20 protein-coding genes are annotated in these 19,450 nt (G+C 71.4%); 11 read left to right on the top strand and 9 right to left on the bottom strand.

The window, feature by feature from the left end; all coding sequences use genetic code 11:
* Positions 1–11 precede the first annotated feature (11 nt).
* From BM286_RS03825 to BM286_RS03815, 3 genes are all read right to left on the bottom strand, one after another.
* Entirely contained in the window at positions 12–923 is a 912-nt protein-coding gene (locus BM286_RS03825; protein WP_092920250.1) for a 1,4-dihydroxy-2-naphthoyl-CoA synthase, read from the bottom strand.
* 164 nt (positions 924–1,087) lie between these two features.
* The gene (locus BM286_RS03820; RefSeq protein WP_092920249.1) at positions 1,088–1,327 is read right to left on the bottom strand and encodes a hypothetical protein; all 240 of its coding nucleotides are present in this window, start codon (positions 1,325–1,327) and stop codon (positions 1,088–1,090) included.
* Between the two features lie 106 nt (positions 1,328–1,433).
* A complete protein-coding gene (locus BM286_RS03815; RefSeq protein WP_092920493.1) occupies positions 1,434–2,207 on the bottom strand; it encodes a GTP cyclohydrolase III in 774 nt (257 codons plus the stop codon).
* Between the two features lie 161 nt (positions 2,208–2,368).
* Here BM286_RS03815 and BM286_RS03810 point away from each other — a divergent pair, with 161 nt between their 5' ends.
* The 6 genes from BM286_RS03810 to BM286_RS03785 all read left to right on the top strand — a co-directional run bounded on the left by BM286_RS03810 (position 2,369) and on the right by BM286_RS03785 (position 7,361).
* Positions 2,369–3,148 carry an HAD-IIA family hydrolase gene (locus BM286_RS03810; RefSeq protein ID WP_092920248.1) on the top strand — a complete coding sequence of 260 codons (780 nt, stop codon included), beginning with the start codon at positions 2,369–2,371 and terminating at the stop codon, positions 3,146–3,148.
* Positions 3,149–3,422: 274 nt separating this feature from the next.
* Positions 3,423–4,757 carry a DUF92 domain-containing protein gene (locus tag BM286_RS03805; protein ID WP_092920247.1) on the top strand — a complete coding sequence of 445 codons (1,335 nt, stop codon included), beginning with the start codon at positions 3,423–3,425 and terminating at the stop codon, positions 4,755–4,757.
* A gap of 1 nt (position 4,758) precedes the next feature.
* Complete coding sequence (locus tag BM286_RS03800; protein WP_092920246.1) at positions 4,759–5,196, top strand: GNAT family N-acetyltransferase; 438 nt, start codon at positions 4,759–4,761, stop codon at positions 5,194–5,196.
* Positions 5,197–5,293: 97 nt separating this feature from the next.
* Entirely contained in the window at positions 5,294–5,677 is a 384-nt protein-coding gene (gene hisI, locus BM286_RS03795; RefSeq protein WP_092920245.1) for a phosphoribosyl-AMP cyclohydrolase, read from the top strand.
* Positions 5,678–5,680: 3 nt separating this feature from the next.
* Positions 5,681–6,868: a DUF7118 family protein gene (locus tag BM286_RS03790; protein ID WP_092920244.1), complete on the top strand. Its 1,188-nt coding sequence runs from the start codon at positions 5,681–5,683 to the stop codon at positions 6,866–6,868.
* Between the two features lie 94 nt (positions 6,869–6,962).
* The gene (locus BM286_RS03785; RefSeq protein WP_092920243.1) at positions 6,963–7,361 is read left to right on the top strand and encodes a hypothetical protein; all 399 of its coding nucleotides are present in this window, start codon (positions 6,963–6,965) and stop codon (positions 7,359–7,361) included.
* A gap of 36 nt (positions 7,362–7,397) precedes the next feature.
* On the opposite strand, the gene BM286_RS15445 is transcribed toward BM286_RS03785, so the two are convergent.
* Both BM286_RS15445 and BM286_RS03780 read right to left on the bottom strand, forming a co-directional pair.
* A complete protein-coding gene (locus tag BM286_RS15445; RefSeq protein WP_167603303.1) occupies positions 7,398–7,565 on the bottom strand; it encodes a hypothetical protein in 168 nt (55 codons plus the stop codon).
* A gap of 154 nt (positions 7,566–7,719) precedes the next feature.
* A complete protein-coding gene (locus BM286_RS03780) occupies positions 7,720–8,271 on the bottom strand; it encodes a hypothetical protein (protein WP_092920242.1) in 552 nt (183 codons plus the stop codon).
* A 140-nt stretch (positions 8,272–8,411) separates the two neighbouring features.
* Here BM286_RS03780 and BM286_RS03775 point away from each other — a divergent pair, with 140 nt between their 5' ends.
* Positions 8,412–11,108: an AAA domain-containing protein gene (locus BM286_RS03775; RefSeq protein ID WP_092920492.1), complete on the top strand. Its 2,697-nt coding sequence runs from the start codon at positions 8,412–8,414 to the stop codon at positions 11,106–11,108.
* Positions 11,109–11,124: 16 nt separating this feature from the next.
* On the opposite strand, the gene BM286_RS03770 is transcribed toward BM286_RS03775, so the two are convergent.
* Complete coding sequence (locus tag BM286_RS03770) at positions 11,125–11,829, bottom strand: DUF47 domain-containing protein (RefSeq protein ID WP_092920241.1); 705 nt, start codon at positions 11,827–11,829, stop codon at positions 11,125–11,127.
* 95 nt (positions 11,830–11,924) lie between these two features.
* Complete coding sequence (locus BM286_RS03765; protein ID WP_092920240.1) at positions 11,925–12,959, bottom strand: phosphoribosylaminoimidazolesuccinocarboxamide synthase; 1,035 nt, start codon at positions 12,957–12,959, stop codon at positions 11,925–11,927.
* Positions 12,960–13,127: 168 nt separating this feature from the next.
* Here BM286_RS03765 and BM286_RS03760 point away from each other — a divergent pair, with 168 nt between their 5' ends.
* A complete protein-coding gene (locus tag BM286_RS03760; RefSeq protein WP_092920239.1) occupies positions 13,128–13,796 on the top strand; it encodes a tRNA (cytidine(56)-2'-O)-methyltransferase in 669 nt (222 codons plus the stop codon).
* Positions 13,797–13,809: 13 nt separating this feature from the next.
* On the opposite strand, the gene BM286_RS03755 is transcribed toward BM286_RS03760, so the two are convergent.
* Complete coding sequence (locus tag BM286_RS03755; RefSeq protein WP_092920238.1) at positions 13,810–15,297, bottom strand: ATPase domain-containing protein; 1,488 nt, start codon at positions 15,295–15,297, stop codon at positions 13,810–13,812.
* Positions 15,298–15,371: 74 nt separating this feature from the next.
* Between BM286_RS03755 and BM286_RS03750 the strand changes: the two genes are divergently transcribed.
* Positions 15,372–17,030, top strand: coding sequence for a PAS domain-containing protein (locus BM286_RS03750; protein WP_245779322.1), 1,659 nt, complete (start codon positions 15,372–15,374; stop codon positions 17,028–17,030).
* Positions 17,031–17,074: 44 nt separating this feature from the next.
* Here the strand turns inward: BM286_RS03750 and BM286_RS03745 are convergent, their stop codons facing one another.
* Positions 17,075–18,040: a hypothetical protein gene (locus BM286_RS03745; protein WP_092920237.1), complete on the bottom strand. Its 966-nt coding sequence runs from the start codon at positions 18,038–18,040 to the stop codon at positions 17,075–17,077.
* A 176-nt stretch (positions 18,041–18,216) separates the two neighbouring features.
* On the opposite strand from BM286_RS03745, the gene BM286_RS03740 reads away from it, so the two are divergent.
* Complete coding sequence (locus BM286_RS03740; protein ID WP_092920236.1) at positions 18,217–18,741, top strand: transcription factor; 525 nt, start codon at positions 18,217–18,219, stop codon at positions 18,739–18,741.
* Positions 18,741–19,442 carry a DUF2110 family protein gene (locus BM286_RS03735; protein WP_092920235.1) on the top strand — a complete coding sequence of 234 codons (702 nt, stop codon included), beginning with the start codon at positions 18,741–18,743 and terminating at the stop codon, positions 19,440–19,442. Before BM286_RS03740 ends, BM286_RS03735 begins: the two co-directional genes overlap by 1 nt.
* Positions 19,443–19,450 lie beyond the last annotated feature (8 nt).

Genomic DNA, 19,450 nt, shown 5'->3' with positions numbered 1-19,450 from the left:
GACCGGGGAGATCAGTAGTGCCAGGGGTACTCGCGGAACTGCGGCTCCCGGCCCTCCAGGAACGCGTCGCGGCCCTCCTGGGCCTCCTCGGTCATGTACGCGAGCCGCGTCGCCTCGCCCGCGAACACCTGCTGGCCGACCATCCCGTCGTCGGCCATGTTGAACGCGTACTTCAGCATGCGCATCGCGGTCGGCGACTTCCGGGTCATCTCGTCGGCCCACTCCAGCGCCAGGTCCTCCAGCTCCTCGTGCGGGACGACCTCGTTGACCATCCCCATGTCCGCGGCCTCCTCGGCGGAGTAGGTCTTCCCGCGGAAGAACACCTCGCGGGCCTTCTTTTGGCCGATCTGTTTCGCGAGATACGCGGAGCCGAACCCGCCGTCGAACGAGCCCACGTCGGGGTCGGTCTGGAGGAACTTCCCGTGTTCCTCGCTGGCGAGCGTCATGTCGCAGACGACGTGCAGCGAGTGGCCGCCGCCGACCGCCCAGCCGGGGACGACCGCGACGACGGGCTTCGGCATGAACCGGATCAGCCGCTGGACTTCGAGGATGTGGAGCCGGCCCGCCCGCGCCGAGCGGACCAGGTCGTCGTCGTCGTCGCCCGCCTCGTCGTCGTCGCGGTACTCGTAGCCGGAGCCGCCGCGGACCGACTGGTCGCCGCCGGAACAGAACGCCCAGCCGCCGTCCTTCTCGGAGGGGCCGTTGCCGGTGAGGAGGACGCAGCCGACGTCGGCCTGCTTGCGCGCGTGGTCGAGCGCGGCGTACAGTTCGTCGACCGTGCCGGGCCGGAAGGCGTTGCGGACCGCGGGGCGGTCGAAGGCGATCCGGACCGCGGGGACGTCGACGGCGCGGTGGTAGGTGATGTCGTCGAACTCGTCGGTGACGCGATCCCACGCGTCGGGATCGAAGATGTCCGAGACCATGCGGGACCGTAGGCCCGGGGCGCGTATAAACGACGCCGGATCGAGCGACCGGGAGGACCCCGGCTCACGAGGAGCGGTCCTCGCCGCGCTGCGCGACGAGGACGGGGATCCGGGCCCAGCGCCGGGGACGGACGCCGGAGCGACGATTCGTCCGTCGGGGCCCGTCAGTCGTTCTGCGCGTGCGCACCCTTGGGGTGCCCCTTGTGCTGGAGGTTGCGGTTGTCACGTTTCCGCGTCGCGGTCGCGGGGATGACCTCGCGGGCGGGCCCGATCTCCGACCGCGGCATCCCGGTGTAGCCGTGGTCCGGATGCTCGGAGCAGTGCGCCATCGCGTCGTGCGAGCCCTCCCAGGGACCTTCGTCACAGCCGTCCGCCGTACAGACGAACACTATCTCCTCTGACATGCTAACCGGGGGTTTCCGGCCGGTGTATAAAAATCTCGCACCGAAATTATCAGAACTGATTCGATACGGGTAACCGTCGAGATCGACGGACTGCGCGGCCGGATCGTCAGTCGCTGACGGCGGGCGCGCCGAACAGCTCGACGCTCGTCCCGTCGTGGCGGCAGTCTTCGAGGGCGTGTTTGGCCGCGAAGCCGGCCTCGTGGGCGGAGGCACCGCGACCGACGCCGACCTGGAGTTCGATGTCGACGTCGTCCTCGACGTGCGCGACCGCCGACGAGAACGCCGTCTCGGGGAGGTCGGGACAGACCGCCACGATGTTGTCGCCGCCGACGAAAAAGGAGAGGGCGCCGTGCGCCTCGCGGAGGTGGCGCATCAGCGAGCCGTACGCCCGCTCGATGTTGATGAACGTGTCGAACTCGTTGAGTCGGTCGGTGTACTTGCCGGTCGCGTTGACCACGTCGAAGTGCGCGACCTGGAGGTCCGACCGGTCCGTCTCCGAGAGGTACTCGCCGGCGAGCACCTCGGTCCGGCTCTCGTCCTGCGCGCTACCCGCGGTCTGGAGCCGTCTGTTCGCCGCCTCGAGCGCGTCGACGGGGCGTTCGGCGACCGCGGTGCCGAGGCTCACGCTGACGGGGTAGCGGTTGCCGATCGACTCCTGGAGGGTCGCGTGGGCCGCGCCGTCGACGCCGTTCGTCACCGCGATCATGTTGTCGAACCTGGTGAAGAAGACGTAGGCGTCGCGGTGGCCCAGGAACTGGGCGACGTCGGCGAAGAGCCGCGACTGGAGCGTCTGGAGGTCCATCTCGCGGCGCGGCTCCGGCGTCGTCGTCCACGGCCCGTAGTTGTCGATCTGGACGAGGGTCACCTGAGTCGTCGTCACAGTGAACATCGATACGGAACGCTGCCGCTTTACCCTTCCGTTATCCCGAAGGTGGAACCGGTACCGAGTTCGTGATCCGAGGCGGTCCGTCGGCGTCGGCGGTCAGTTACCGTCCCCGTCCCGGGCGCAACCCCTACGGCCGTGGCGTCCCCACTCCGGGCATGGAGTTCAGCGGCGCCGTCCTCGACGTCGACGGCACGGTCGTGCGCGGCGACGATCCGATCCCGGGCGCCCCGGCGGGGTACCGGCGGCTCCGCGAGGCCGGGATCGAGACCCTGTTCGTCTCGAACAATCCGACGAAGGCGCCGCCGGCGTACGTCGACCGCCTCGGCGCGGCGGGGTACGACGTCGACGCCGAGAGGGTGTTCACCGCGGGCAGCGTGACGACGCGGTACCTCCGGGAACACCACGCGGACGACGACCTGCTCTGTATCGCCGACCCCGGACTGCGCGACCAGTTCGCGGCGGCCGGCCTCTCGACGACCGACGACGTCGCCGCCGCCGACGCCCTGGTCGCCTCCATCGACCGCGAGTTCGACTACGACGACCTCTGTACCGCGCTGTGGGCCCTCGAACGCGATATCCCCTTCATCGGCACCGACCCCGACGTGGTGATCCCGGCCCCCGAGCGCGACGTCCCCGGATCGGGCGCCGTGATCAACGCGATAGCGGGCGTCGCCGAGCGCGACCCCGACGCCGTCCTCGGCAAGCCCTCGGACACCGCGATCGAGATGGTCCGCGAGCGACTCTCCGCCCCCGCCGAGGAGTGTCTCGTCGTCGGCGACCGCCTCGACACGGACATCGCGCTCGGCGAGCGCGCCGGAATGACGACCGTCCTCGTCCGCTCGGGCGTCACCGACGACGACACCCTCGCGGCGTCGGAAACTGTCCCCGATCACGTGATCGATCACCTCGGCGAGATCGACCGCGTCATCGGCTGACGATCGGCTCTCCGCGAACTGTCACCGCCGCCACGTGGAGAACAGTTATATGGGCGGACGTGTACGGCTCTCTCATGGGAGTGGTTGACTCGCACGAGGATCGGATCGGTGACGACGAGGAGGACCCGGAAGAGTCCGTCCGCGTGCTGGAGGGACACGCGGTCCAGTTCAACGAGTACCGATACTGACATCGGCGTCGCGGTGACGGCGGTCAGCGGTCGACCGCCCGACGGCTGTCGGGACCGTTAAGTGGTCGTCGCGGGTAGCCGAGGACGTGCTACGGAGGGTCCGACGCGCGAGTGTGTTCGCCGCGGTGGCCGCCCTCGCGGTCCTCGCGCCGGCGCTCGACACCGCCGCCGCCGTCCCCTTCTTCGCCGTCGCCGGGGGCGCCTTCTTCGGCGTCCGCGACGGCGAGTGGTTCGAGACGCTCGCGTTACCCGGCGACCGGGAGGCCGAGCGCCTTTACGGACTCGTCTCCTTCGCGCTCGCCGGCGCCGGCCTCGCGCTGTTCGCGTCGCTGCCGCGCGCCCCGCTACCGTACGAGGCGTTCGCGGCGGCGACGCTCGCGGTCGGGGCCGGCCGCCTCGGTCGGACGCTCGTCTCCCGCCGGACGACCGACGAGTTCCCGCTGGTCGCCGGCTACGTCGTCGTCGGGACGGCCGCGGCCCTCGTCGGACAGATCGCGGTGCGACTCCAGACCGGCGCTCCCGTCGACGCCGAGACGGTCCCCCTGCTCGTCTTCCTCGCCGCGGCGGCCGCGCTGACGGCCGCGCTGATCCGCTCGCTCGTGTTCTCGCGGGACGCGCACATCACGACGGCCCTCGTCGCGTTCGTGACGTGGGGGTTCATCGCGCTGGAGCCGACCGTGGAGGCCCCCCTGATCGCCGCCGGCCTCGCGGTGACCGGCGCGCTCGGCTACGTCTCCTTCGCCATCGGCACCGCCTCGGTGGCGGGGATGCTCACCGGCGTCGTCTCGGCGCTGCTCGCGGTCGTGCTCGGCGGCGTCGGCTGGTTCCTCACGCTGATGTCCTTCTACGCGGTCGGCGGCCTCGCCTCGAAGTACCGGTTCGACGAGAAGGCGGACAGGGGAGTGGCCCAGGAGAACGAGGGCGCCCGCGGCACCGGCAACGTGTTAGCGAACTCCGCGATCGCGCTCGCCGCGGTGGTCGGCTACGCGGCCGCGCCGCACCTCGCCGTCCCGGCGGCGCCGTTCGGGTTCGTCTTCGCGGGCGCGACGGCGACCGCGATGGCAGACACGCTCTCCTCGGAGATCGGCGGCCTCTACGACGGCCCGCGGCTGGTGACGACGCTCCGACGCGTCGACCCCGGGACCGACGGCGCGGTCACCTGGCAGGGCGAACTCGCGGGCTTCTCCGGCGCGGTGCTCGTCGGCGCGCTCGCCGCCGGCGGGAGCCCGATCCTCGATCCGGTCGTCCCCGGCGGCGTCGCCGCGGGCGGAGCCGTCGCCGCCGCCGGCGTCGCCGGGATGACCGTCGACAGCCTCCTCGGCGCCCTGATCGAGGGCGACCGGGTCGGCAACCAGACCGTGAACTTCCTCGCGACGCTCGGCGGCGCGGTCGCCGCCGTCGCGCTCTGGACGGCGGTGTGAGATGGCTGACGAGGACCGAAACCCCCGCGTTCGCCCCGGACGACCCGCCGACGCCGCCCGGATCCGGGAACTCCAGTCGCACCTCCGACAGCCGAGCCCGGACCTGTTGGAGTACGGGCTCGCGGTGGGCGCCGCCCGCGTGAGCGTCGCCGACGGTCGGGTCGTCGGCTACCTGCTCCCGGTGGACGCGCCGAACCGCTCGGGCGTCCACGTCGCGGAGCTCGTCGTCGCGCCCGCGTTCCGGCGCGAGGGGCGCGCCCGAGCGCTGCTCGCCGCGACCATCGCCGACGCCGACGGACCGGTGACGCTTCAGGCCCACCCCGATAACGACGCCGCGCTCGCGCTGTACGAGTCGCTCGGCTTCGAGGTCGTCGAGCGGCGGCCGGGCGCGTACGCCGACGGCGACGCGCTCGCCCTGCGGCTCGCTCCGGACGGGTAGCGGGTCGGCCGTCTGGGAGCCGCCGTCTCCCGGCGTACCGGGGCTTCCGAGCGCCGCAGACACAAGGACTATTCGGGCGCCACGTCTCCGGACAGCCATGAGTGACGCCGACGCGGAGACCGGGGCGATCGACGTCGACTTCGGCGATGACGGGCTGGTGCCGGCGGTCGCCCAGGACGCCGACTCCGGCGAGGTGTTGATGCTCGCGTACGTCTCGCCCGAGGCGCTGGCGCGCACCCGCGAGACCGGCGAGGCCCACTACTACTCCCGGTCCCGCGAGGAGATCTGGCACAAGGGCGCCACATCCGGCCATACCCAGTCGGTCCGGGAGGTCCGAGTCGACTGCGACGCCGACACCCTGCTGTACCTCGTCGACCAGGCGGGCGGGGCCTGCCACACCGGCCACCGGTCGTGTTTCCACCGGACGATAGACGGCGAACACGTCGGGGAGCGCGTCTTCGACCCCGACGAGGTGTACTGACCGATGGCCGAGGGTGCCGGCGGGACGGCGCGGCGAGGCGACGAGGAGGGCGGAGCGGGCGACGACGACCCCGTCTCCGAGGCGGGGGAAGCGGCCGCCCGGCTCCGTGAGCGCTACGACGAGCTCCGGCGTATCGAGGAGCGGATCGACGGCTACGGCCGCGATCGCGTCGAGGCGGCCGCGGACGCCTACCGCCGCGCCCACCGGATCCTCGACCGGTACGAGGAGGACGCGGTCGGCTCCGGCGACTTCGAGTCGTACGTCCGGTTCCGCGGGGAGTTCGACGACGCGACCGACGTCGACGACGACCTCCCGGCCGCCGACGCCTTCGAGGCGGCCGACGAGGCGGTCGACAAGCGCCGGCTCTCGGAGTCGGACTTCGCGGCCGCCCGCGAGGCGCTGGAGCCGGCCGGGGAGTTCGTCGACCTCCTGGAGGCGTACGACGACGCGGTCGACGACTACCGGGGAGCCAGGAAGGCGGCCCGCGAGGCCCGCAAGCGTCTCGACGCGCGACTCGACGAGCTCCGCGAGGTCGCCGCCATGGCCGACGCCGACCTCGACGCCGACCTCGACCGGCTCCGCGATCCGATCGAGGCGTACGACGAGGGGATTCGGGCGGCGTTCCGGGAGTTCTTCGAGTCGGCGTCCGCCCGCGAGGTGTTCGACTTCCTCGACCGCGCGGACGCGACCCCGTTCGTCGACGTCGACGTGCCCCCGACGGACCTGGCGGAGTACGTCGAGACGCACGCGGCCGGCGAGGAGCCGCCCGCGACGCTGCTGGAGTACGCCGACTACACGAACTCCAAGCTGGAGCACTACGTCGACGACCCGGGGGCGCTGCGCACCGCGGTCGCGGTCCACCGGACGTACCTCGAACGCCTCGACGGCGAGCCGCTGACGGTGGACTGGCCGCCGAAGCCGGGCGACGAACTCGCCTACGAGATCGACGAGCTGGTGCCGCTGGTCGGCCGGATCGCGGACGACGAGGTCGTCGCGACGCTGCGCTCGGTCCGCGAACTCGCGCGGAGCGACGAGTACGAGCGACTCCGCCGCGCGGCCGAGGTAAGGCACGAACTCGACGACGACGCCCTGGCCCTGATCGACCGGGGGGAGGCGGACGAGCGCGTCGCCGAGGCGGAGCGGACCCTCTCGCTCGTCGACGACGTGCTGGCGGAGACGGAGCGGGAGTGAGGGGGGCGGGGGCCGAGAGGTCGGTCCGGGAGAGACCGGACGCCCGGCCGCCGCGGAGTGGGGATTTTAAGCCCCGTCGCGGCCGAGCGACCGTATGACCAGATTCGACGCCGCGACGGAGGACGAGCGGCTGAAGCTGTTCGCCGACGCCGCGGCCGCGCACCGCGCGCGCTCCGGTGACGTGATGACCGTCGACGTCGACCCCGACAGCGACGACACCGACGGCGGCGAGATCCCCCCGTGGATCCAGCTCGCGGGCACCGAGCTGATCATGGACTGCACCGACGACGAGCTGGACCGCCTGAAGGAACTGCTCTCCGAGTTCCCCGAGTTCCGGATCGACGAGCTCGTCAGCCCGGAGGAGGCGGAGGGGACGAACGCCGTCGTCACCGCCCGCTCGGACGCGAACCGAGTGGCGGGCTTCGTCGAGCGCGCCTTCCGCGAGGTGTACGAGCTCGACGAGGAGTACCGGGCGTGGGTGACGGCGATCTGACGCCGACCGCTCCGGTTCCCCCTCGCCGCTCGGCCGTCACTTCGCGAAGTAGCTCGTGAAGAAGCCCGAGAGGAAGGAGCTGATCGCGACCGCGACGAGGAGGTCCGCCGTGCTGTGGTCGCCGTCGGAGGCCGTGAGCCAGGTGACTGCGACGCCGATGCCGAGCGATATCAGGCCGTTCGCGGTGTCCGCTTTGAGTCCCATACGCGTCGTTGGCGGGGGAGAGACAAAACCGATGCGCCGGATGTCTCCGCGGCCCGACCGCGGCGCTCCGGGGGAGTCGCGGCGGGCGTCAGTGGAAGCCGCGGCGGGCGTCAGTGGAAGTCGCGGCGGGCGTCAGTGGAAGTCGCGGCGGGCGTCAGTGGAAGCCGCGGTCGACGTCGTCGTCCTCGATCAGGTCGTCGAGCTCGCTGGTGAGCAGCTCCTCGGCCGCCTCGAAGGTGTCGGAGAGCTCGTCGAGCTCGTCCGGGCGCCCGTCGAACTCGTACTCCATCGGGCCGAACGCGGGCGACTCGACCGCCTCCATCACGTCCTCGAAGAGGTGGTCGGGCTCGGTCGGCGCCTCGGCGTGGACCCGCAGCGCCTCCGTGAGCCGCGTCGCCATCTCCTCGGCGTGCTCCTCGTCTTCGGGCGCCGACTGCACCGCGAACCGGCCGTCGCTGTCGGCGTCCGGGAGGAGCGGATCGAGCTCGTCGTCGACGCTGCGGGCGACTCGGGTCCCGACCCCGCGGAGGTCTCGGGGGTTCTTCGCGTACGTCTTCAGGTGGTAGAGCCCGACGCTCGGGTGACCGAAGTAGAGGTCCTCGCCGAGGCCGCCCTCGCGGGAGCCGGCGACCGCCCGCCAGCCCTCGGGGTCGGTCGAGTCGCTCGCGACGTCCGCGAGGATGTCGTCCCAGTCTCGTACGCGCATGTCGGTCGAGAGTTCGGGACGGCGAGCGCAAGAGCGTGTCGGTGCCGGCGGAGCGGTCGGGCGCGATCGATCCGACGGTCACGGCGACCGCCGACCGCGACCACCGACAGCGTTTTTCGGTGCCGCCGCCGAGCGGGGACGTGAACGTTCGCGGGCCGATCGTCTCCGTCGGAGAGGCGCGGACGGTGTCGACGTCGTACGGCGAGCGCGACCTCCGGGAGGTGCGGATCCGGCCCGACCGCGGCGCGGGCGACCCGGTCGACGTGACGCTGTGGGGGAAGTGGACGGAGACCGCCGAACACGCGGAGCCGGGGATGGAGCTGCTCGTCACCGACCCCGAGGAAGACGAGTATCGCGGCGAGACGGGGTACGCGACGACCGACGAGTCGTGGGTCGTCCTCGAACCCGACTTCCTCGTCGACGTGACGGGGATCCGGTCGTGGGTCCAGTGCCCGCGGATGTACTACCTGAACAAGCTCTCGGGTATCCCGCTCAACTACCCGGTCGTCAAGGGGACCATCGTCCACGAGGTGTTCGGCGACCTGCTCCGCGGGATGGATCTGGAGGCGTCGGTCGAGGACCGCGTCGCGGAGGCCGGCCTCGAGCTCGGACTCCTCGGCTACGAGACCGCGGAGGTCGAAGACGAGGTGCGCCGCAACGCCGCCGCCGTCGAGGGGTGGCTGGCGCAGGGGACCCTGAGCGACGAGGACACGTGGCGCTCGGAGTTCACCCTCATCTCGCCCACGTTCGGGCTGAAGGGACGGGCCGACGCGCTCCGGCGCGGCACCCCGGTCGAGCTGAAGACCGGGAAGAACACGAAGCGCGAACCGCGGTTCCACGACAAGGTCCAGGCCGCCTGCTACGCGCTGATGCTCGACGAGCGCGGCGTCGACCCCGACATCGGGACGCTGCTGTACACCAAGAACACCGCCCTCGACCGCAACGAGGAGTCGGGCGACCTCGCGCCCGCCAAGGAGTTCACCGTCGGGCGGGGCTTCCTGGAGTTCGTCGTGCGCGAGCGCAACGCCCTCGCGGCGATGGAGTGGCGCGCGCTCAACGACCGCGGCGAGCGCCCCACCGTCCCGACGGGGTACGAGGCGGACGCGACCTGTAGCTACTGCTTCGAGCAGGACGCCTGTATGGTCGTCTCCGGCCGTCTCGACCAGGAGTCGAAGGCGGGCCAGATCGGCGAACCGATTCCGGACGAGGAGCGCGACTACTTCGACCGCTTCTACGTCGCCTTAGAGGAGGAGCGCCGCGAGACCCACGCCGAGTACCGGAAGCTGTGGGAGCAGACGCCGGCGGAGCGCGCCGCGGACGACCGCGCGCTGATCGGCCTCGAACCGACCGGCCGGACCGAGATCGACGACGCCCGGTGGGAGCTCCGCGCCCGGAAGCCGGGCGACGCCGTCTCGAAGCTCCGCGAGGGCGACGTGGCGCTCGCGAGCGACGGCGACCCCGTTTCCGGGCACGCGGAGCTCGGGCGCATCACCCGCCTCGGGAAAGACGAGGTCGTCGTCGAGGCGGACGAGCCGGTCGAGCTGCGCCGGCTCGACGTCTACCCCTCCGAGATCTCCGTCGACCGCTCGCTGACCGCGCTCCACGACGCGGTGCTGAAGGGCGACACGGACCGCAAGGACGTGCTGTTCGGTCGCCGGGAGCCGGAGTTCCGGGACGTAGCTGACCGCCCCGCAGAGACCCCCGACGCCTACATCGACAACAACGACGCGCAGAACGAGGCGGTCGAGCTCGCGGTGGACGCCGAGGACCTGGCGCTGATCCACGGCCCCCCGGGCACCGGGAAGACGTACACCATCGCCCGGGCGATCCGCGCGCTGGTCGAGGAGGGCAATCGCGTGCTGCTGTCGGCGTTCACCAACCGCGCGGTCGACAACGCGCTCGAGGCGCTTCGGGATCAGGGGTTCGACGACGTGTTGCGCGTCGGGACGGAAACGGGCGTCCGCGACGACATGCGGGACGTGCGGCTCGTCCAGCGCGGCGAGCCGAACGCGAAGGCGGCGGAGCTGCGGGACGCGCCGGTCGTCGCCGCCACCACCGCGGCCTGCGGCTCCCGCGTCATGCGCGAGTGCGAGTTCGACGTGGCCCTCGTCGACGAGGCCTCCCAGCTCACGGAGCCGGGGACCCACGCCGCGATCAACCTCGCGGACCGGTTCGTCCTCGTCGGCGACCACGAGCAGCTCCCCCCGGTCGTGCGCGCGGAGAACGACCTCCGGACCTCCCTCTTCGAGCGACTCATCGAGGCGTATCCGGACGCGAGCGTCATGCTCGACCGCCAGTACCGGATGAGCCAGCGGATCCAGGCGTTCGCCTCCGCGGAGTTCTACGACGGCGCGCTCCGCCCCGCGACTCCCGAGGTGGCCGGGCAGACGCTCGCGGACCTCGGCGTCGACGCCGGCGCGCTCGCGCCCGAACTGACCGGCGGCGTGGGGTTCGTCGACCCCGACGGCGAGCGCGACGGAAACCGGAACGTCCGCGAGGCCGAGCGCGTCGCCGGGGTCGTCGACGCCTACGTCGCGGCCGGCGTCGACCCGGGCGACATCGGCGTGATCGCCCCGTTCCGCGCGCAGGTCGCGGAGATCGGCCGCCGGACCGACGTGACCGTCGACACCGTCGACCGCTTTCAGGGCTCCTCGAAGGAGGTCGTCCTCGTCTCGTTCGTCGCGACCGGCGACCTCGACGGCCCCATCTTCGAGGACCACCGCCGCGTGAACGTCGCGCTCACCCGGGCGAAAAAGCAGCTGACGATCGTGGGCGACGCCGAGGCGCTCGGCTCCGACCCGTTCTACGCGCGGATGCTCGACTGGGCGCGTCGGTGAGGGGTGACGCCTCCCGCTACTCGTCGTCAGCGTCGGTGACGATCCCCGGCTCGCTGCTCGCGATCACGACGATCCGGTCGGTGAGGTCCTCGATCGTGTTGGCGAGCTCGTCCAGCAGGATCGCGAGTTCGCGGTAGACGAGCGGCTGATCGATCGCGCCGTCGCCGAAGGCGGTCTCGACGGCGTCGTTGCGGAGCTCGTCGCACTCGCTTTCGAGGGCGCGGATCGATTCGATCCCGCCGGCGAGCGTCTCCGTGGCGTCGGCGCGGGCGAGCCCCCTGACGAACCCCTCGACGACATCGCCGAGGACCGCGACCATCTCGGCGATCCGCTCGGCCATCTCGCGCATGTCACCGAACGGTTCGGCGCCCGCGTCGGGACGCATCATCGCCACCTCCTGGACTATCCGCTCGGTGTGGTTCGCGACCACGTCGAGCTCGTTGTAGAAGTCGAGCAGCGCGGACTCGTTGAAGTTGATCCGCGTGTTCAGCAGTCCGATGTCGTCCGGACCGGCGTCGGTGATGAGCGCCGTGAGCCCGCGGACGAGGTCGTCGCATTCGCTTTCGATGGCGACTATCTCGTCGACCGTCTCGCCGTACGCGCCGTCAGCCGCGTACTCGTCGAGCGCTCGCGGGAGCAGCGCGGCGCAGTCGTCGATCCGGTCGAGATACGCGACGGTCCGAGTCTCGAGCCGTTCCCCGAAGTCGGCGTCGGTTGGCATGCGCCGATCCACGCGCGTCGGCGGTAAAGAGGTTCCCTCGCGTTTCGTCGATCGTGAGGGTTTGACGCTCGCTCCAGCGGATTCTCAACCGCGCCTCACGGCGCGTCGACCGCGTCGAGCGCGGACTCGATCCCCGGAACGTCGAACCACTCGCGGTCGGTGTACGCGTTCGTCCCGGCCGCGTACAGCTCCGAGACCGCGTCGACGACCGCCGGCGGGAGGGGGTCCGGATCGGGCTCGCAGAGCTCGCGCCAGTCGTCCGTCTCGCGGCCCGCGACCGACTCCTTCGCCGCCTTCACGGCCGCGACCCAGTCGGGGTCGTTCGCCTTGTACCACTGCCGGACGACCTCCTTCGAGATCCCGCGTCCGTCGTAGGAGAACCGGTTCTCGTCGAAGGTGCCGACCACGTCCGCGACGCGGAGCTCGCCGTCGACGTAGAGGCACTCTATCTTCCCGTCCTCGTGGACGAACCCGGCCGCCTCGGCGCGCTCGGTGACGACGCGGTTCACCTCGCGTGCGAGGGATTCGAGGGCGTCGATATCGGCGGCGCCCGCGACCGCGTCGGCCTCGGCCCGAGCCAGGTAGCGGTCCTGCTGTTCGTACTTCGTGGAGAACTCCACGACGGGCTCGGAGAGGTCGACCGGCTCGTCCGGCCACTCGCCGTCAGCGAGGTCGTCGAGGCCGAAGTCTGCGGGCTCGGCCCGCCTTCGCAGACTCGACCCGACTGGAACCCGGTTGCGGAAGACCACTTCGAGCGGGACGAGGTAGTTCTCCCCGCCCGCCGCGTGGAAGGCGTCGTAGTCGTAGCCGGCGTGGGGCCCCTGGTACGGGAGGTCCGGTACCTGGGTCAGGTCGATCGCCATCTCGGTCGGCGGGGCGCTCGCCTCGTCGAGCGGGACGATCTCGTTCGAGTCCGCGACGCCCCGGTAGTGGGTCGGGACGCCCGCCGCCTCCAGCAGTTCGAAGTTGAACGCGCCCATCGTACAGAGGCTCGCGCCCTTCTTCGGGATCGCGTCGGGCATCCGCCCCCAGTCGAACACCGAGTAGGCGTCCGTGAAGACGAACCGCCCCCGCCCGAGTCCGTCGGCGGTCGCCGGCTCGTCGACGCGGAACTCCTTGACGCTCGTCATGGCACACACCGCGACCGCCTCCCACATGAAACTTTCAGTTACGTGGTCACCTCGAAGATTTTTGCCCTAATTCGATCCACGAGTGCGGATCGAATCGGGGAGGACGGGGCTCCTCGTCCGCGCGCTCGCATCGAAAGCGACACCCGGATCGGTCGCCCAGTCCGTGGCATGAACGATGCGCGCGAGGTCGTCGTGCTCCGGTACGGTCACCGGCCGGGGCGCGACGACCGCATGACGACGCACGTCGGGCTCACGGCCCGGGCGCTCGGTGCCGACCGGGTGATCTTCCCCGACAACGCCGGACAGTCGGCGGAGACGGTCCGCGGAGTCACCGACCGGTTCGGCGGCCCGTTCGCGGTCGAACTCCGCGACGACCAGAAGGCGATCGTCCGGAACTTCGAGGGGATCGTCGTCCACCTCACGATGTACGGTGAGCGCGTTCAGGAGGTGGAGGAAGCGGTTCGCGAGGCGGTCGGCCTCGCAACCGACGGCGAGGCGGGGGGCGCGACCGGGGCGGCCTCGACGCCCCGCGACCTCCTCGTCGTCGTCGGCGGCGAGAAGGTGCCGTGGGCGCTCTACGAGCGCGCCGACTTCAACGTGGGCGTGACGAACCAGCCGCACTCCGAGGTCGCGGGGCTCGCGGTGTTCCTCGACCGCCTGTTCGAGGGCGCGGAGCTGGACCGCGAGTGGGCCGACGCCGACCGCCGGGTGGTGCCCGAGGCGACCGGGAAGACGGTCGTCGACGCCGACGGAGACCCGAGGGAGAAGGGCGGCGACGGCGGCGACGGGAGCGAGGACGGGACCGCCGCGGGCGACGAGCCCGACGACCGCGACTGAGTCGCCTCCCTCGCTACTCGTCGCAGTCGCCGCGCGCGCCTCTCGGCCTCTCGTCGACGACCTCCGGCGTGCCGCTCAGGATGCCGCGGAGCCCGGACATCGGCTCGCCGACGGTGATCCCGTGTTCGGTGATCCGGAACTCGCGGATCGTCCGCTCGAAGTCGCTCGTCCGCTTCTTCAGGACGCCGATCGCCTTGCGGAGCTCGCCCCCGACCTCCAGGTGCCGGAGGAAGAGGATGTTGTCCGCGAGGTAGCTGACGTTCTCCATCGTCGCGCGGAACTCCCCCGTGACGTTCCGCGTCTCGTCGACGAAGATGCCGGTCACGCCCGCGTTCTTGAGGTACCGGCCGAGCGCGTGCATCTGCTGGAGCATCGTCTCGTCCTCGCCGCGCAGCGTCAGCCGGTACCCGGAGATACCGTCGATCATGACGATGTCGGCGCCCTCGCCCTCGACCTCGTCGCGGACCATCCGCGCGAACTCCTGTGGCGACCGCTCTAACGCCTCCACCTCGGTCACCTGGAGCGTCCCCTTCTCGATCATCTCGTCGACCGGGATGTTGACCGCCCGCGACCGCGCGAGGAACGTCTGTCGGTTCTCCTCGAACAGATAGATGACCGAGCGCTCCCCCCGCCCCGCGGCCTCCTTCATGAACTGCGTGCTGAGGGTGGTCTTGCCCACGCCGGTCGGCCCGCTCACGATGGTGACGGTGCCCCGCTCGATCCCGCCGTGGAGCAGCTCGTCGACCTCCGGGATCCCGGAGGATATCTGCTCGAACGCGACGTCGTCGCCGCGGCGAGCGCCGGGCTGGAGCGCCGGGTACACCTCGATCCCCGAGTCGGTGACCCGGTAGGCGTGGTCCCCGCCCTGCGTCGACGAACCGCGGAACTTCGGCACCCGGACCGTCTTGCCGTACGAGGCCGCGTCCAGCCGGACCGTCCCGTCAGTGATGAACTCCAGGTCGTCCGTCGGCAGCGACTCGGTGTTCTGAACGGTGAACAGCACCGTCGCCCCCCGCTCTTTTAAGAATCGCATGAACCCGACGACCTGCTTCCGGAACTGGTAGTCGTCGGACAGCAGGAACCGGAGCTGCGTCAGCGGGTCGACGACGACGCGGTCCGGGTCGACCGCGGTGACGCCCTCGACGATCCGCTCGGTGAGGGGCTCTCGCTCGACCTCGGAGGGCGCGAACACCTCGTACGACTCGTCGCCGACGAACGCCTCCGCGCTCGGGCTCAGGTCGAGGAACTCGATGGCGTCGGTGTCGAAGCCGAGCGCGGCCGCGTTCGCCTTCAGGTCGCGGAGGTCCTCTTCGAGGTTGACGAAGAGCGCCGTCTCGCCCTCGTCGACCCCCTGCTGGAGGAAGTGGAAGCTCAGGATCGTCTTGCCGCTCCCGGCCTGCCCGCGGACCATGTAGCTTCGCGTGGGGATGAGCCCGCCGGACAGCACTTCGTCGAGCCCGGCGATGCCGGTCGACGCTCGCTCGGATAAGGGTGATACCATGTCTCGCCTCTCGCCCGCGAGCGTGATATAAATGGGGTAGTTCTTAGTGGCGGCCGCACCTCGTTCGAAGAGACATGGGCTCGGAGTCGGACCGGACACGCCATGCCGCCGGCGGCGACGAGTCCGCGGAAGGCGAGGCGTCGCGCGGCGCTTCGAAGGGCGACGACGCCGGCGCTTCGGAGGGCGACGACGGCGGGGCTCCGGAGGGCGACGACGCCGGCGCTTCGAAGGGCGACGACGGCGGGGCTCCGGAGGGCGACGACGGGGACGCGTTCGACGACGGAGACGGCGTCCCGACCGTCGACCCCGCCCGAGACGACGCCTCGCCCGCGGGCGACGAGGCGACGGTCCTCCTCCTGATGGACGACGGCCGCGACCGCGCCCTGCTCGCCGAGGCGCTCGGCGAGCGGTACCGGATCCGCACCGCCGACGCTCCGTCCGCGCTCGACGGCGCGTTCGACTGCTGCGTCCTCGACGCGAACGCCTTCCGCGCCGCCGGCGACGCGATCGACGCCCGGCGTGACCGCGCCGACCCAGCCTTCCTCCCGTTCGTGCTGCTGGTGAGCGAAGGGCCGCGGGGGCAGCCGGCCGACAGCGTGTGGGAACGCGTCGACGACGTCGTCGAACTGCCGGTCGGTCGGCGGGCGCTGCTCGCCCGGGTCTCGAACCTGATCGAGCGGCGGACGACCTCGCTCCGGCTCAGGCGGACCGTCGGGGAGCTGCGGCTCAAAGAGCAGGCGATGGACGAGGCGCCCGTCGGGATCACCCTCGCGCGGGCTGCGGACGGCGACGACGACCCGCTCGTGTACCTCAACCGGGAGTTCGAGGCGCTGACCGGCTACGGCGAGGAGATGCTGGGGGAGGACTGCCGCTTCCTTCAGGGACCGGACACGGCCGAGGAGACCACGGCGGAGATCCGGGCGGCGATCGAGGAGGAGCGGTCGGTGGACGTGGACGTCCTCAACTACCGGACGAACGGGCAGAAGTTCTGGAACCGGCTCCAGGTCGAACCGCTACGGGACGAGGACGGAGCGGTCACGCATTTCGTCGGGTTCCAGACCGACATCACCGAGCGCAAGATCCGCGAGCGGCGGCTGGAGGTGATGGCTCGGGTGCTCAACCACAACCTCCGGAACAAGATGAACCTCATCGAGGGGTACGCCGACCTCCTCCGAGACGACCCCGACGAGGCGTCGCGACAGCGGTCGCTCGACGTGATCACCGAGACGGCCGCGGACCTCACCGGGATCGCGACCGCCGTTCAGACCGTCGACGAGACGGTCTCCGCGTCCGCGCTGGACGCCTCTATCGACTTCCGGAAGGAGCTGATCGAGCTCCGCAACCGGATCCGGAGTCGCTACCCCGACGCGGAGGTGACGCTGTCGCTGCCCGGCGACGACCCGATCGAGGTGGCCGTGGTCGGGCTGACCGTCGCCGTCGCGGAGGCGGTCGAGAACGCCGTGAAGCACAACGACGCGGGGACGCCCTCGGTCGAGGTGCGCGTCGAACGCCGTCCGCGGGAGTGGATCGCGGTCGAGATCGAAGACGACGGTCCCGGGATCCCGGACCACGAGACGCAGGTGTTGGAGGCGGGCGAGACGTCGCTGACCCACGCCGACCGCCTCGGCATCTGGCTCATGTACTGGGTCGTGGCCAAGGCCGGCGGAGACTTCGACATCGACACCGGCGAGGACGGGACGACGATCCGGCTGGAGGTCCCGAGGCATCCCTGAGCATCCCTGTCCGGTGGCGGCCGCCCGGGCGACGTCCGTCCCGCCTACAACGCCCGTTTCGATCGGAGCCGCGCGAGCCGCGTCCGGGCCTCCTGTCGGCTCGTCCCGCGCACGCGACCCGTCTCGGCGTCGGCCATGGAGACCAACGAGAGGCGGTCGAGGAGGGGCGGCCAGTCGCCGGCGCCCGCGGCGTCGCTGGCGAACGCGACCGCGTTGCCGAGCCCCTCGCGCTCCGCGGTCCCGGCCCGCGCGACCAGCGCGTCGGCGGCGCGGCGTCCGCCCGCGACGGAGAGCCGGTCGCCGACGGTGGCGGGGATCCACGCCGGGAGGAGTACCAGCCAGCACAGGGTCCCCGCGACCGCGTACGCCCACGACGGGACGCGCTCGCGGTCCGGCTCGTATCCGTGTATCCGGTTGACGCGACGGTCCGCGGCGGTGCGGTCTCCCCGGCGCCCGACGAGCAGCGTCGCGAGCAGCGCCGCCGTCTCGACGGCCGCCAGCGCCGGGAGCGTCGCGGTCGTCAGCGTCGCCCCGCGCGTCCGGAGCCTGACGAGCGCGTGCCGCAGCGCGGCGTCGCGGTCCGCCTCCGGGAGCGCGAGCAGGCGCGTCGAGACCACGAGCCGCGAGCCGCGGTAGCCGTCCGTGACGGCGACGTTCGCCGCGTCGGCGCGGACCGCGGTTACCGCGGGCGCGTCGACGCCGACCTCGGCCGCGAGCGCCTCGACGCGGTCGGCGACGAAGTCGGCGCGGCGGTCGTCGAGGCCGGCGTCGGGGAGCCGCGAGACCCGTCTGTCGACGAGGACCGGACCGAGGAGCGCGGAGCCGGCGGGACCGACGACGACGGCCGCGAGGAGTCCTCCCGGCGCTCCGAGGGGGATCACCCCGAGTCCGGCGGGGCCGAGGAGCGCGGCGACCGGGACCAGCGGAACCGCCGCCAGCACGACCGGAACCGCGAGGAGCGCGAGGGCGCCGAGCGCGCGTCGCCCTCGCCCGTCGACCGAGTCCGTCATACGGCCGAGTGTGAGCCACGGCGCGTAAAGCTCTGCCGGACCCGCGGGTCGCTCGCCGCGGTTCGGGAGGTCAGTCCGGCGGGGCGGTTCGAGAGGCCGACTTCCCCGGCTCGACGGGGCGGTCGCGACCGCGCCTTTCGGAGCTTTTAACCCGGTTCCTCCACCAAATTCTCGTAATGGCTTTTGAGGATCTACTGAACGACCCCGTCATCCAGAAGTACCTCCACGAGCTGGTGGGGCCGACGGGGATGCCGGTCGCGGCCGCGCCGCCGGACGGCGAGGTCACCGACGAGGAGCTGGCCGAGGAGCTCGGCCTGGAGCTCAACGACGTGCGTCGCGCGCTGTTCATCCTCTACGAGAACGACCTCGCGACGTACCGCCGCGTCCGCGACGAGGACTCCGGGTGGCTCACGTACCTGTGGACGTTCCACTACGACAACATCCCGGAGAACCTCCAGGAGGAGATGTACCGGCTGCTCGACGCCTTGGAGGAGCGCGAGGAGTACGAGCGCACCCACGAGTTCTACCTCTGTGAGGTGTGTTCGATGCGGTTCGAGTTCGGCGAGGCGATGGACTTCGGGTTCGAGTGTCCCGAGTGCGGCTCGCCGCTGGACGCGATGGACAACGACCGGCTCCGCGACGCGATGGACCGGCGGATCGACGAGCTTCGCGACGAGCTCAACGTGGACGTGACCGGCTGATGGTCGTCCTCGCAACCAAGTGCTACGTCGAGGGCGACGCCCGCGACCGCGCGCTCGACGGGATGAACTCGCTCGTCGCCAACGACGTGGGCGAGCTCGACGTCGACTGGCGGGTGGGCGTCCGCGACGACGACTTCGTCCAGGTCGACGTGACGGGCGAGGACGCCCCGGTCGCGCGCAACGTCCTCGCGGAGACGTGGGGAGAGGTCACCGCCCACGACGGCGGACTGGAGGCCGGCGAGGCGTACGTCGGGACCCTCGAGTCGTGGGACGACGTGGGAATCACGCTCGACGCCGGCGTCGACGTGTTCGTCCCCGCGGACGAACTCGGCCTCGGCGTCGGTTCGCCACAGCAGGTCGTCGAGCGGTTCGGCCTCGTCCAGCACCTCCCGATGCGGTTCGTCTACGGCGGCGGCCCGGACGCCGACGGCGACGAGGCGGGACCGTCCCGGCTCGCGGACGCCGAGCGCGACCGCCTGTACGACTGGCGGCGCGGTGACGGGCGCGTGAACGTCAACTCCGCGACCCGCGGCGAGACGCGGGCGACGGTGAACCGCGCGGGCCACGCGCAGGACATCGTCACGGTCGAGCGACTGGGGCTCCTCGAACAGAGCATCGTCTGCGCGGAAGGCACCGACCCGCCGGGGTTACTCGCCGCCATCGGCTCGTACCTCCCGGCGGAGATGCGGTGCGTCGTCTAACCCAAATC

The sequence above is a fragment of the Halorubrum sodomense genome, from assembly GCF_900111935.1.
Classification (GTDB): Archaea; Halobacteriota; Halobacteria; order Halobacteriales; family Haloferacaceae; genus Halorubrum; species Halorubrum sodomense.
Note: the sequence above shows the minus strand (reverse complement) of the source record. Positions and strands in the feature narration are given on the sequence as shown.